The following is a 12,609-nucleotide window of genomic DNA, read 5'->3' on the forward strand; positions in this document are numbered from 1 at the left end:
AAAGGGACACCCGGTGGCGCGGCTTCCAAGTCCGGACGACCTGTTGATCCTGCTCACTGTGGCCAGGCTGGGACGCTTCAACGCGGTCGCCGAAACCATGGGCACCACGCACACCACGATTTCGCGGCGGATCCTCGCCCTCGACAAGCAACTGGGCGGCAGGACGCTGGAGCGCAGCCCGCACGGGTGGGAGCTGACGGAGCTTGGCGCTTCGGCCGTCGCGGCTGCGGAAACGATCGAGGAAACGCTGGGGTCACTGGCCGCCGTTGTGGGCCAGGACCGGGACGCCGTGTCCGGCATGGTGCGCATCAGCACCTCTGACGGTTTCGGTGCCGAATTCGTGACTCCTGCCCTGGTCCGCCTTCAGCAGCGGCACCCGTTGCTGAATGTGGAGATGCTCAGCGCCACGCGCAAGGTCAGCCAGAACCGCTCCGGCGTGGACCTTGAAGTGGTGGTGGGCCGCACGGATGTGAGCAATGCGCAGGCCATCTTCCTGGCCAACTACTTCCTGCGGCTCTATGCCAGTCCCGCGTACGCGGCGCAGCGGGGCTTGCCGGAAACGCCCGACGGCGTGGGGCAGCACGGCTTCGTCTCCTACGTTGAGTCCGCCCTGCAGGTTGCCGAACTGGGCCACCGGTCCTCGCAGTTGCCGATGCCGAAATCCAGCTTCCAGGCGACGAGCATCTTTGCCCAGGTGGAGGCGGTGCGCCGTGGCGCCGGCATCGGGCTGCTCCCGAACTTTATGGTGGCGCAGAACGCGGAGTTCATTCCGGTGCTCCCCGACGCCTTCCAGCGCCAGATTCCCGTCTGGGCGGTGGCCCGGCCGGAATCGCTCCGTTCCGCCCGGGTGCAGGCCGTGATTGCTGCCCTCAAGGAAGAAGTGGCGGCCCGCCAGGATCTGCTGGCAGCCTAGGCCCTGGCACCCTGGTCCCTGGGACCCGGTGCAGTTGTCAGGCCTGGAAGAGCCGCCTCACCACCTGCCCCGCAGCGAGTGCGTCCAGGCCTTCGTTGATCTGGTCAAGCGGCCGGGTGTCGGTGTGCAGCAGTTCAACGGGAAGCCTGCCCTCCCGCCAGTAGCCAAGGTAGAGGGGGATGTCCCGGCCCGGGACGGCGTCCCCCATGTACGAGCCCAGCAGCCGTTTGCCCGCACCAGCGAACTGGAGCGCCGGCACCGTCAGTTCCGCCGTGGGATGCGGCAGCCCTACGGAGACTACGGAGCCACCGCGCGTTACGTGCTCCAGGCACGAGGCAATGACCCGGGCAGACCCCACAGCTTCGACGGCGGTGTCCACACCGTCACCGGAGGCGTCGGCAATCAGGCGGGATGCGTCATCCGGGGTCCCTACGGCCGTTGCCCCGCACTTCAGCGCGAGCCCGTGCTTGGCGGCGTTGGGATCGATGGCGATCACGGAGGAGGCACCGGCGAGCGCCGCGGCCATAACGGCCGAGAGCCCCACGGCACCGAGCCCGAAGACAGCTACGGACTGGCCGGGCTGCACAGCCGCTGTGTTGAGGACGGCCCCCATTCCGGTGAGCACGGCGCAACCGAACATTGCGGCAACGGTGTCGGGGACGTCGTCGTCGATGACCACCACTGATTCGCGGGCCACCACGGCGTAATTGGCGAATGCCGAAACCCCCAGATGGTGGTTGATGCGCTTCCCGGCAGGTGTCCGCAGCAGGGCTTCGCCATGGAGGAGGTCCCCCGACCCGTTGACGTCGGCGGCGCGGTGGCAGAGCGCCGGGCGGCCTGCCCGGCACGCACGGCAGCCACCACAGCTCGGGACGAAGACGAGGACTACGTGGTCCCCTGGGGAAACATCGGTGACGCCGGGGCCCACGGCGGCGACGCGTCCTACAGCCTCGTGCCCCAGCGCCATGGGGAGCGGCCTGACGCGGGAACCGTCCACCACGGACAGGTCAGAGTGGCACAGGCTCGAATAGGTGATGTTGATGCCCAACTCGCCGGCGCGGGGTTCGGGCCGGTCGAGCTCCTCCACTTGAAGCGGGTGCGCTTCGGTGTAGCTGGTTGCGGACGGGACCGTGGAGTAAAGAACGGCTGCCTTCATGAAAAATCCTTGCTTCCTCGAGGTGCTGACGCGCAACTGCCCGGGCCTGCGGGGGTCGCGGGTCCGGGCAGTTGGCATGCTGTGTGGCTTTTGTGGTGGCGTTGCCTATTTCTTTCCGGCCGCGAGAAGGTCGGCCGTGCCCTGGGCATCGGCTGCGTCCACGTCGTGGAGCGAAATGCCGCGGGTTTCCTTGAGGAAGAACACGGAGATCGCCGTCACGATGCAGGCTCCCAGCAGGTACAGCGCCACCGGAGTGGAGGACTTGAAACTGCTCAGCAGCGATGTGGCGATGATCGGGGCCAGTGAACCGGCCACGATGGAGGTCACCTGGTAGCCCAGGGAAACGCCCGAGTACCGCATGCGGGTGGGGAACATCTCGGCCATGATGGACGGCTGGCCCGCGTACATCAGCGCGTGGAACAGCAGGCCGATGGTGATGGCGGCCAGAATGACGATGTCATTGGCAGTGTCCATCATGGGGAAGGCGAAGAAGCCCCAGGTGCCGCCGAGGATGGCGCCGGCCATGTAGACCGGGCGCCGGCCGAACGCATCGGACATTTTGCCGACGAGCGGCACGGCGCAGAAGTGGATGAAGTGCGCCACGAGCAGAAGCAGGAGGATGCGGGAGGTGTCGGTCTGGACTACAACCTTGAGGTACGTGATGGAGAAGGTCACCACAAGGTAGTACAGGATGTTCTCGGCAAAACGCAGACCCATGGCGGTAAAGACACCACGCGGGTAGCGGCGGAAGACTTCGGCAACGCCGTAGCCCTTCTTCTCCACGGTGACTTCCTTGCGGGCCTCGAGAAAGATCGGCGCGTCCTGGACCTTGGTGCGGATGTAGTAGCCGACGATCACGATGACCGCAGAGAGCCAGAAGGCGACGCGCCAGCCCCAGCCCAGGAATGCTTCCTGGGACAGCGTGGCCGAAAGGGTGAACAGCACGCCGGTGGCCAGCAGGTTGCCCATCGGTACTGCTGACTGCGGCCAGCTGGACCAGAAACCGCGGGACTTGCTGGGGCTGTGCTCTGCGACCAGCAGCACGGCGCCGCCCCACTCGCCGCCGACGGCGAAGCCCTGCACGAAGCGCAGGAACACCAGGAGGGCCGGGGCCCAGTAACCGATCTGGGCGAACGTGGGCAGGCATCCCATAAGGAAGGTGGCCACGCCCACCAGGATGATGCTCAGCTGCAGCAGCTGTTTGCGGCCGAATTTGTCACCGAAGTGGCCAAAGACGATGCCGCCGATGGGGCGCGCCACGAAGCCTACGGCGTAGGTGACGAAGGCGGCGATGATGCCATCCAGTTCGGTCCCTGAATTGGGGAAGAACATTTTGCCGAACACCAGGGTGGCGGCGGAGGCATAGAGGAAGAACTCGTACCACTCCACAACGGTGCCGGCCATGGAGGCCGTGACGACTTTCTTCAGGCCTGAGGCCTTGACGTCGGTTTCCTCGGTCCGCCGTGCGGCGGAGCTTTCCGTGCTCATCTGTTACTCCTTCGGCGTCGCCGTCGACACCACTGGGACGTATTGGGGCGGTACGTGTGATTTTGGACACGAACCGCCGGGTCCCATCGAGTATGGTCCGCCTGTCAGCCCAGCTCAACGGCGAATCTCGCAGAGCACATCTGCATAAACGCACATCCGGGCAAAGGAGGGAGTGGTGCTACGCGGAAAGATGCCTCTGGAGCTGCGGTCCCAGCTGGCCGATTTCGGTCAGGAACCCGTCGTGGCCAATGGGCGCCTCGATCAGATGGACGTCCACATCCCCCGGAAGCGCCCGGGCCAGCTCACGTGACTGGGACGGGAAGTACAGGCGGTCGGAGTCCACGGCGGCAACAAAGAAGCGGGCTTGGCTGGCGGCCAGTGTTTCGGCCAGCGTGCCGCGCCCCCGGCACACGTCATGGCTCATCAGCGCCTCGGTGATGGCGATGTAGCTGTTGGCGTCAAACCGCTGCACCAGTTTGTTGCCCTGGTGGTCAAGGTAGCTCTCCACTTGGTAGCGTCCGCGTTCCGCCAGGCACTCACCCTGCAACGGCGATTCGGGAGCCTGCGGGGCACGGCCGAACCTGCCTTCCAGCTCGGCGGCCGAGCGGTAGGTGATGTGTGCGATGCGCCGTGCCAGTGCCAGTCCAGCCTCGGGGAAAGGGCCGCCGTAATAATCGCCGCCGTTGAAGTTGGGGTCCTGCCGGATGGCGAGGGTCTGCGCCTGGGCGAAGGCGATCTGTTCGGCCGTGCTGGCGGCCCCTACGGCGATGACCGCACAGCGCTGCACGCGCTCCGGGTAGGTGACAGCCCATTCGAGGGCGCGGGCCCCGCCCATGGAACCGCCCAGGACAGCAAACCAGTGTGAGATGCCGAGCTGGTCAGCCAGCCGGGCCTCCGCCACGGTGCTGTCCCGCAGTGTGACCAGGGGAAAGCGGGAACCCCAGGGGTTGCCGTCGGGGGCAGGCGAGGACGGGCCGGTGGATCCGTAGCAGCCGCCCACGATGTTGATGGAGACAACGAAGAAACGGTCTGTATCCACGGGCGCGCCGGGTCCGGCCAGCTGTTCCCACCAGCCCGGCTCGTCGGTGTCGCCCCGGGTCACGTGGGTGCTGCCGGTGAGCGCATGTTCGATCAGGATGGCGTTGCTGCCGTCCGCGTTGAGGGTGCCCCAGGTTTCGTAGGCGAGCGTCACCTCCGGAAGGTAGCCGCCGGCCTCAAGTTCCAGGCCTCCAATGGAGGCGTAGCGGACAATCCCGTGTTCGGGAACGGTGGTACGGGTGACGGTAACCGTCATGGCAAGACCTCTTCTACGCGCTTGCCCGCCGTCGAATGACCGGCAGGCCAGGTCTTCACCCGGGGCACCCCACCGCGGAAGGAGGGTTGCCGGCCAGCAAGCCGGGGCTGTCACTGGCACTCATGACCTGGTTCGAGTGTACGAAACACCACCCATCCCAAGCCAAGAGTGTGACTGGTTGTGACTTCCCCGGCCCGGGCACGCCGGCCCTGGCTGCCTGTTTGCTGTGGAGGCTGCCTGCCCGCCTGACGTTCCGGCCGCCGTCGGGCCTTGATCCTGGTCAGGCGCCCGACGCCGCCTTTGCTGCACGGAAGCCGGCCTCGAGGTCGGCCAGGATGTCGTCGATGTGCTCAATGCCCACCGACAGGCGGACCAGCCCGGGGGTCACGCCGGCCACGGCCTGCTGCTCCGGGGAGAGCTGGCTGTGGGTGGTGGACGCAGGGTGGATGACCAGGGACCTGACGTCCCCGATGTTGGCCACGTGCGAGTGCAGCTCCAGGGCGTCCACGAACCGTTTGCCGGCCTCGGCACCGCCGGCCAGGTTGAAGGACACAATGGCACCGGTGCCCTTGGGTCCGTACTTGCGGCCACGCTCGTGCCAGGGGCTCGAGGGCAGGCCCGCGTAGGCGACGGATTCGACGTCGTCACGCGCTTCCAGCCAGCGGGCAACCTCCGCGGCGTTGGCCACGTGGCGTTCCACCCGCAGGCTCAGCGTCTCCAGGCCCTGCGAAATCAGGAACGCGTTGAACGGCGAAACAGCGGAGCCCAGGTCCCGCAGGAGCTGGACGCGTGCCTTAAGGATGTAGGACAGATTGGAGCCCAAAGCGCCGCCCTCCCCGAGGTCACGGCCGTAGACCAGCCCGTTGTAGGTGGGGTCCGGGGTGTTGAAGCCGGGGAACCTCTCCGGGTCCTTGCTGAAGTCGAACTTGCCCGAGTCCACGATGACGCCGGCGATGGCCGCGCCGTGGCCACCCAGGTACTTCGTGGCCGAGTGGACCACGATGTCCGCGCCCCACTCCAGCGGGCGGATCAGGTACGGCGTGGACAGCGTGTTGTCCACGATCAGGGGTACGCCTGCCTCGTGGGCGGCCTGGGATACGCCTTCGATGTCCAGGACATCCTGCCGGGGGTTGGAGACCACCTCGGCAAAGAAGAGCTTGGTGTTGGGCTGCACGGCGGCGCGCCACTGGTCCAGGTTGTCCGGGTCGGCAACGAAGGTGACGGCGATGCCGAACTTTTTGAGGGTGTGGGCGAAGAGGTTGTAGGTACCGCCGTAAAGGCTGGGGCTGGCGACAATATGGTCGCCGGCCTCGGCGATGTTCAGGACAGCGAAGGTCTCCGCTGCCTGTCCGGAGCTGAGCAGCAGAGCTGCCAGGCCGCCTTCGAGGCTGGCAATCCGTTGCTCCACCGCGTCTTGGGTCGGGTTGCCGATGCGCGTATAGATAGGCGCCAGTTCCGCCAGCGCAAACCGGTTCGCGGCGCTCTCCGCGCTGGGGAACACAAAGGACGTGGTCTGGTAGATGGGCAGCGCCCGGGCTCCGGTGGCGCTGTCCGGCTCCTGACCGGCGTGGATCTGGCGGGTTTCAAAAGACCATCCGTTGGACATTCAAGGCTCCTTTGACATGGGCCCGGGGCGGGCTGGGAGCACCACGGGCCGCGCTTGCCATCCGGCCGTTGCCGGACAGCCAGGTCCTCACCCGGGGCACCCCACCGCGGATGGAGGGTTGCCGGCCAGCGAGCCGGGGCTTGGCGCTGGCGCTCATGACCTGAGCCCAGTGTAGGAACATGGCCAATGCAGCGGACAGCATTGTGACGAACATGGTCCTGCGGTTTCGCCGTCTGAGGTCGACCCGTGAAGGGGTTGACCTCGGAAAATCCCAGTAAGGCAACCCTTAGCTGAGAGCCCGATCACAAAGTGCCAAGATGTTGGCATGCGCATGGATCACGTCTCTTACGCCTGTGAACACGATGGCCTCGCGGCCACTACCGAACGTATTTCCTCTGCCCTCGGCGTTGAGGCAGTGAAAGGCGGGGTACACCCCCGGTTCGGAACCCGGAATATGATCATCCCGCTCGCGGGACACAAATACCTCGAGGTGGTGGAGGTCCTGGACCACCCTGCATCGGACAAGGCACCCTTCGGGCAGGCAGTACGTGCCCGCTCGGCGGCCGGCGGCGGATGGATGGGCTGGTGCGTCGAAGTGGACGACCTCGCCCCCTTCGAAGAACGCCTCGGACGCGCCGCCGTGAACGGCAACCGGAAATTCCCGGATGGCCGTGAACTGGTGTGGAAGCAGATCGGCATCCTGGGGCTCATTGCCGACCCCCAGGTTCCGTACATGCTCAAGTGGGAGGGAGACCCCTCCCTGCACCCGTCCAACGCCTACGACAGCAACGTCAAGATGAGCTGCCTCACCATTGCCGGTTCGGCTGCCCGAGTCACCGAGTGGCTGGGCGAACCGGTGGAGAAGCCGCTGGAAGACGTGGCCGTGGAGTGGGTGGCGCCGCACGGGACGCCGGGCATTCTGTCGGTCACATTCGAAACCGCCAGCGGAGCCGTCATTATCTGACCTCCCGCTGCATGGTCCGGTGCCGCCGGATCATGCAGGGGCACCCCCTGGGTTCCCTGTCCGACCATCTTCGGCCGCCATCAGCATGTGACAACGAAGTCACCTGCCGATGGCGGCCGAATCCATTTCCTGGCGTGCCCGGTCTTGGTTTGCCGGGTTCCTGGTTTGCACGGTTCTTGTCGTGCCCGGTTCCTGGTTGCCGGTTCCTGACATGAGCAGTTACTGGCCCGCCCGGAGATTGGGCTGGAGTACCTGCCGGGCTTTTCATGCCGAACTTCCAGTGGTCCACATGGATTGTCAGACCCCACTGTCATAGTTTGGGTATGGCTGGCAGGGCGGCATTGGAAGCGTTGGAGGTCCTTGAGGCGTCCCTTGCTGAGCTGGGTGCTGTGCTCCGTGGGACCGGTGAGGGTTTTGATCCGTTGCGGGAGCAGGCTGATCGGAGCCTGGACGGGCTGGCCGGGGTCGCCCGGCTTGAGGCCGGGACCGCTGCGTTGAAGGTGCATCTGGCCGCAGGGTATGCAGAAGCTGCCAAGGCTGTGGCGTCACGGGCCATGGCGCCGTCCGGGGCGATGGCGCAGGAAGCGTCGATGGTCGCCGAGGTCGCGGGTGTGTTGACCATTGGTGCGAGGGCTGCCGGTGTGCTGCTGAACGAGTCGCAGGTGCTGGCCAATGTTTTGCCGTTGACCCTGGCGGGGTTGCAGGACGGAAGCCTGTCGTGGGCGCACGCGAAGGCGATGGTCGAGGAAACGGCCACCCTGGATCCTGCCGGGGCCGCCGCGTTGGAGGCGCATTTCCTGGGCCCGGACGCACCGAACCCGGCCACCGCGCCGGGGCCGGGTGAGTTGGTGCCGCACCGGTTCCGGCATAAGGCCCGGATCTGGCGCGAACACCACCACCCTGAATCCCTTGAAAAGCGCCACGCGAGAAGTGTTGCGGAGCGGCGGGTGGAGCACCGTCCGGACGTGGACGGGATGGCCTGGTTCCACGCTTACCTGCCTGCCGATACCGCGTCGGCGATGTGGAACCGCACCACCGCCCTTGCCCGGGGCCTGCAGCGCCCGGACGAGTCCCGCACCCTGCCCCAGCTCTGCGCCGACATCTTCGCCGACGCCGTCCTCAGCAACGGCCAGGACGGGCAGCACGGGCAGAGCCCCGGCCGTACGGTTGCGGAGGTCCGCGCCCCGCACGCGGAGGTCCTGGTTACGGTGCCGGTGTTCTCGCTTATGGGTTTGACTGATGAACCGGCGATGCTTGACGGCTACGGCCCGATCCCGGCGTCGATGGCGCGGAAATTGGTCGCGGATGGGGCCGGCTCGTTTTACCGGGTGCTGGTGGACCCGCGGGACGGGGCGCCGCTGGAAATCGGCCGCACCAGCTACCGGGTTACGAAGGCTATCCGGCGGTGGCTGCGGATGCGGGACGGCAAATGCCCCTTTCCCGGCTGCAGCAACAACTCGTTGGACAACGAAGCAGACCACATTCTCGCCTGGCATCACGGCGGGACCACCGGGGTCAGCAACCTGGGCCAGCCCTGCCGCAAACACCACCGCCTCAGGCACACCAGCGGCTGGACACCCACCCCGGCCACCAAAAACGAACCACCCGGCTGGATCTCACCAACAGGCCGCCGCTACAAAAGCGAACACCAGGACTGGGAACCACCCCAATGGCCCGATCAACTCAGACGCGAGCTGCATCGAAAGCGGAAACGGAGACAACTTTCACGGCGGAAGCGAAACGTGCACCGGCCGCGGTCACTTACCAAGCGTGCTCCCTACGGCTACCCGGACCTTTGCTACAAAGGGCTGTCCCCGGGTGAGGAAGGCCTGTTGCGTGTCCTGCACGGGACCGGAAACTGAGCAAGGACCACTGAAGTACAGGCAGCATACGACGAGCCGTGAATGAGCATGATTGACCTGACGGTCAGCGCCGTGCCGACCATAACGGCCGTCCTTGTGTCCCCGCAGCCTGGTGAAGTGGGATCGGTGGGCGGTTTGGGTGGCTGCCCATGAATCAGGCCATTGGTACACGGCGGGTGGCGGTAGGCCGCTGCGGCCCGTGAATCGGGCCGGCGGTCCACGGCGGCTGGCGGTGGCTGATTGCCCGCCCGTCGTCGTGCCCGTCTAGCCCAGGCCCATGGACCTTCCAAAGAGGCTGAAGCCGACAAAAGCGACGATGTCCAGCAACGCATGCGCAATGACCAGGGGCATGACGCGCTTGGTCCGGGTGTAGAGCCACGCGAAGACAACACCCATCACCACATTGCCAATGAACGGCCCGAAGCCCTGGTACAGGTGGTAGCTTCCACGCAGGAGGGAGCTTGCGGCAATGGACAGCGGCACGCTCCAGCCAAACTTGCCGAAGCGGTTCAGCAGGTAGCCCACCACAATGACTTCCTCCACCACGGCATGCCGGATGGCGGACAGGATCAGAACCGGCACTGTCCACCAGTAGGCGTCCAGCGCACTGGGAATGATCGCGGTGGTTATCCCCAGCGCCCGGCCCGCGGCGTAAAGGCCGAGCGACGGGATGCCGATCAGGGCCGCCAGCCCCACCCCCTGCACCATGTCCATTCCCGGCCGCGCAAAATTGAAGCCCAGCTTCCGGAAGGCTGAGCCCTGATTGCCAACATCTCCGGACGCCGCCTGCCGCTGGTCTGTGAGGAAGTAGATCACCAGCAGTACCGGAACCAGCGCGAAAATGATGTCCAGCAACTGGTACGTCAGGTCGAAATACTCGCGGGCACTTTGGGAGCGGTTCAGCGTTGAGGTGCCCTCGGCCAACGGCGCACGCGTTATCTTGTCCAGGAGCTGCACGACGGAGTACACGGCGGACTGACCAAGGGAGAGGCCCAGCACAATCCAGACTTCGAACTTCAGGCGGCGGCGGGAGGGAACCAACATGTACCCATCTTGCCTGCAGTTGTTGGATCAGGCCTGACCGCGATCCATGCGTGGCGCCTGCGGTGTTCGAAGCGCGGCTGCAGGCCTGCGGTATCCAGGCCGGAGGTAATGAGGCTGGTGGTATTGAGGCCGGTGCTATTGAGGCTGGTGCTATTGAGGCTGCCGGCAGTGAAGCTGGGGTTTAGCTGGGCGCGACGATTACTTCGGTGCCGTTGGCCTCGAAAGCCGCCTTGTCCCGCGGCGAGATTCCGGCATCCGTAATCAGCCGGGTGAAGTTGTACCCGTCCATGGTGGCAAAGGCACGGACGCCCACCTTGGAAGAATCAGCCAGGACATAGGACACCCTGGCCCGGCTTGCGAGCAGCGCGTTGACCGACGCCTCCCCCTCGCCGGTGTTCGTGGGCCCCACTTCCGGGTCAATGCCGTTGACCCCGATGAAGGCGATGTCCAGCACTACCTTCTGCATGATGATGTCCGTGTAGGGGCCCACCAGCTCGTAGGACCGGGGGTTGAGGATGCCGCCGGTCACCATGACCTTGATGTTGGGCCGCACCGCCAGCTGCCCGGCGATGTTAATGGCGTTAGTAACCACCGTGAGCGTGGGCTGGTTGGACGGGGCGTTGAGGTCTTCCCGGGTGGCGAGGATCTGGGCCAGCGCGGTGCTGGTGGTGCCGCCGCAGAGACCGATCACGGCGCCCGGCCTGATCAGCGCGGACGCCGCCTGTGCAATCTGCTCCTTGGCTTCGGCGTGGTCGTCCCGGTTGTAGCGGCCGGGAAGGTCGTACGCCAGGGCACCGGTGGTGGCTCCGCCGCGGGTCCTGGTGAGGAGCCGGCGCTTGGCCAGGCTGTCGAGGTCCCGCCGCGCGGTTGCCGGTGATACGCCCAGGGTGCTGACGATTTCATCGACTTCCACCTGGCCCGATTTGGCCAGCAGGTCAAGGATGGCGGTCAGCCGGTCAGTGCGGGTCATGCAGGGCCTCTCGGTACTCCGGCCATCGCTTCGGATGACGCTTTCTGATCATAACAGAAGCGAAACGATCACCTAACGTCACAAAGGCGGCGGGAATTTACCGTGCCCGGTCTCCGGCCCGCCACACAGCGTACGTCAACGGCATGCCCGGCCGGTAAGCGAGGTGCGTGGCAGAAGGGGCGTTGAGCATGTGCAGGTCCGCCCGGTGCCCGACGGCGATGGAACCGACGGCGCGTTCGCCGTCGGCGTCGTTCCCGGTGTCCTTGTGCAACGCCAGGGCGCCGGCGTAGGTGGCGGCCCGGACTGCCTCGTGCACACTGAGGCGCATCTGGAGCACGGCGGTGGCGACACAGAACGCCATCGAACTGGTGTAGGAGGTGCCGGGATTGCAGTTGGAGGCGAGCGCCACCTGCACGCCGGCGTCCAGGAGCGCGCGGGCAGGTGCCAACGGCTGCCGGGTGGAAAGGTCGCACGCCGGCAGGCATGTGGCCACCGTCCCCCGCGAACCCTCACCGCTGGACGCATTCCAGCCGGACCAGGTACCGGCCAGGGCTTCCACGTCCCGGCCTGCCAGGTAATTCACGTGGTCCACGCTGGCTGCACCGAGTTCCACAGCCAGCTGCACGCCGGGGCCCTCGCCGAGTTGGTTGCCGTGCACCCGTATCCCCAGGCCGGCGTCGTGGCAGGCCAGCAGGACCCGGCGTGACTGCTCGGCTGTGAAGGCGCCTTCCTCGCAGAAAACATCAGCCCACTGAACGTAGGGACGGACTGCCGCCAGCATGGGACCGCACACCAGGTCGGTGTAGGCCTCCGGATCCTGGCCTGCCGGAACCAGATGGGCGCCCAGATATGTCACCTGGTCTGCAACGGTGGACGCGATGCGGGCACTGCGGGCCTCATGGTCGGTGTCCAGGCCGTAACCGGTTTTCGTCTCCAGGTAGGTGGTTCCTTGTGAGACGGCTTCCGCCACCCGGCCGAGCGCAAGGCGCGTGAGATCGAAGTCCGAGGTGGCGCGGGTGGCGTTCATGGTGACGGCGATGCCGCCTGCCGCGTACTGCTCCCCCGCCATGCGTGCCTCGAACTCGGCCGTCCGGTCGCCCGCGAACAGCAGATGGGTATGCGAGTCCACCCACCCCGGGAGGACCGCCCGGCCGCCGGCATCAATGGCCTCGTCCGCGGCAGGGGCATCGGCAGCAGCGCCGATCCATGCGATGCGCTCCCCCTCAACCACCACCGCCGCGTCTTTCAGGACCCGGTGCTCGAGGTCCTGGGTCATCAGCTCGGCAATGTTGGTGATCAGGGTGCTCATTGA

At 66.2% G+C, this 12,609-nt stretch carries 10 protein-coding genes and 2 riboswitches; of the genes, 3 read left to right on the forward strand and 7 right to left on the reverse strand.

Going from position 1 to position 12,609, the window contains the following annotated elements:
* The first annotated feature begins 13 nt into the window (after positions 1-13).
* A complete protein-coding gene (locus tag ACZ9BC_RS16975; protein ID WP_476246937.1) occupies positions 14-913 on the forward strand; it encodes a LysR family transcriptional regulator in 900 nt (299 codons plus the stop codon).
* A gap of 37 nt (positions 914-950) precedes the next feature.
* Here ACZ9BC_RS16975 and ACZ9BC_RS16980 read toward each other — a convergent pair whose 3' ends face one another.
* The 4 genes from ACZ9BC_RS16980 to ACZ9BC_RS16995 form a co-directional block, all read right to left on the reverse strand.
* A complete protein-coding gene (locus tag ACZ9BC_RS16980; RefSeq protein WP_476246938.1) occupies positions 951-2,069 on the reverse strand; it encodes an alcohol dehydrogenase catalytic domain-containing protein in 1,119 nt (372 codons plus the stop codon).
* A 105-nt stretch (positions 2,070-2,174) separates the two neighbouring features.
* Positions 2,175-3,557, reverse strand: a complete 1,383-nt coding sequence (locus ACZ9BC_RS16985; protein ID WP_115525527.1) for an MFS transporter — start codon at positions 3,555-3,557, stop codon at positions 2,175-2,177.
* 178 nt (positions 3,558-3,735) lie between these two features.
* Complete coding sequence (gene metX, locus ACZ9BC_RS16990; protein WP_476246939.1) at positions 3,736-4,851, reverse strand: homoserine O-acetyltransferase MetX; 1,116 nt, start codon at positions 4,849-4,851, stop codon at positions 3,736-3,738.
* Positions 4,852-4,863: 12 nt separating this feature from the next.
* Positions 4,864-4,979: riboswitch (SAM riboswitch) on the reverse strand.
* 152 nt (positions 4,980-5,131) lie between these two features.
* Positions 5,132-6,457 (reverse strand): bifunctional o-acetylhomoserine/o-acetylserine sulfhydrylase, encoded by a 1,326-nt coding sequence (locus tag ACZ9BC_RS16995; protein WP_476246940.1) that lies wholly within the window; start codon positions 6,455-6,457, stop codon positions 5,132-5,134.
* A gap of 45 nt (positions 6,458-6,502) precedes the next feature.
* Positions 6,503-6,618, reverse strand: a riboswitch (SAM riboswitch).
* A 164-nt stretch (positions 6,619-6,782) separates the two neighbouring features.
* On the opposite strand from ACZ9BC_RS16995, the gene ACZ9BC_RS17000 reads away from it, so the two are divergent.
* The gene (locus ACZ9BC_RS17000) at positions 6,783-7,421 is read left to right on the forward strand and encodes a VOC family protein (protein ID WP_476246941.1); all 639 of its coding nucleotides are present in this window, start codon (positions 6,783-6,785) and stop codon (positions 7,419-7,421) included.
* Between the two features lie 323 nt (positions 7,422-7,744).
* Positions 7,745-9,283, forward strand: coding sequence for an HNH endonuclease signature motif containing protein (locus ACZ9BC_RS17005; protein ID WP_476246942.1), 1,539 nt, complete (start codon positions 7,745-7,747; stop codon positions 9,281-9,283).
* A 264-nt stretch (positions 9,284-9,547) separates the two neighbouring features.
* On the opposite strand, the gene ACZ9BC_RS17010 is transcribed toward ACZ9BC_RS17005, so the two are convergent.
* The 3 genes from ACZ9BC_RS17010 to hutI form a co-directional block, all read right to left on the reverse strand.
* Positions 9,548-10,327, reverse strand: a complete 780-nt coding sequence (locus tag ACZ9BC_RS17010; RefSeq protein WP_476246943.1) for a CPBP family intramembrane glutamic endopeptidase — start codon at positions 10,325-10,327, stop codon at positions 9,548-9,550.
* Positions 10,328-10,508: 181 nt separating this feature from the next.
* Entirely contained in the window at positions 10,509-11,297 is a 789-nt protein-coding gene (locus ACZ9BC_RS17015; RefSeq protein ID WP_275729832.1) for a DeoR/GlpR family DNA-binding transcription regulator, read from the reverse strand.
* 97 nt (positions 11,298-11,394) lie between these two features.
* Positions 11,395-12,606 carry an imidazolonepropionase gene (hutI, locus tag ACZ9BC_RS17020; protein ID WP_476246944.1) on the reverse strand — a complete coding sequence of 404 codons (1,212 nt, stop codon included), beginning with the start codon at positions 12,604-12,606 and terminating at the stop codon, positions 11,395-11,397.
* Positions 12,607-12,609 lie beyond the last annotated feature (3 nt).

Source organism: Pseudarthrobacter sp. TE3704 (assembly GCF_056279405.1).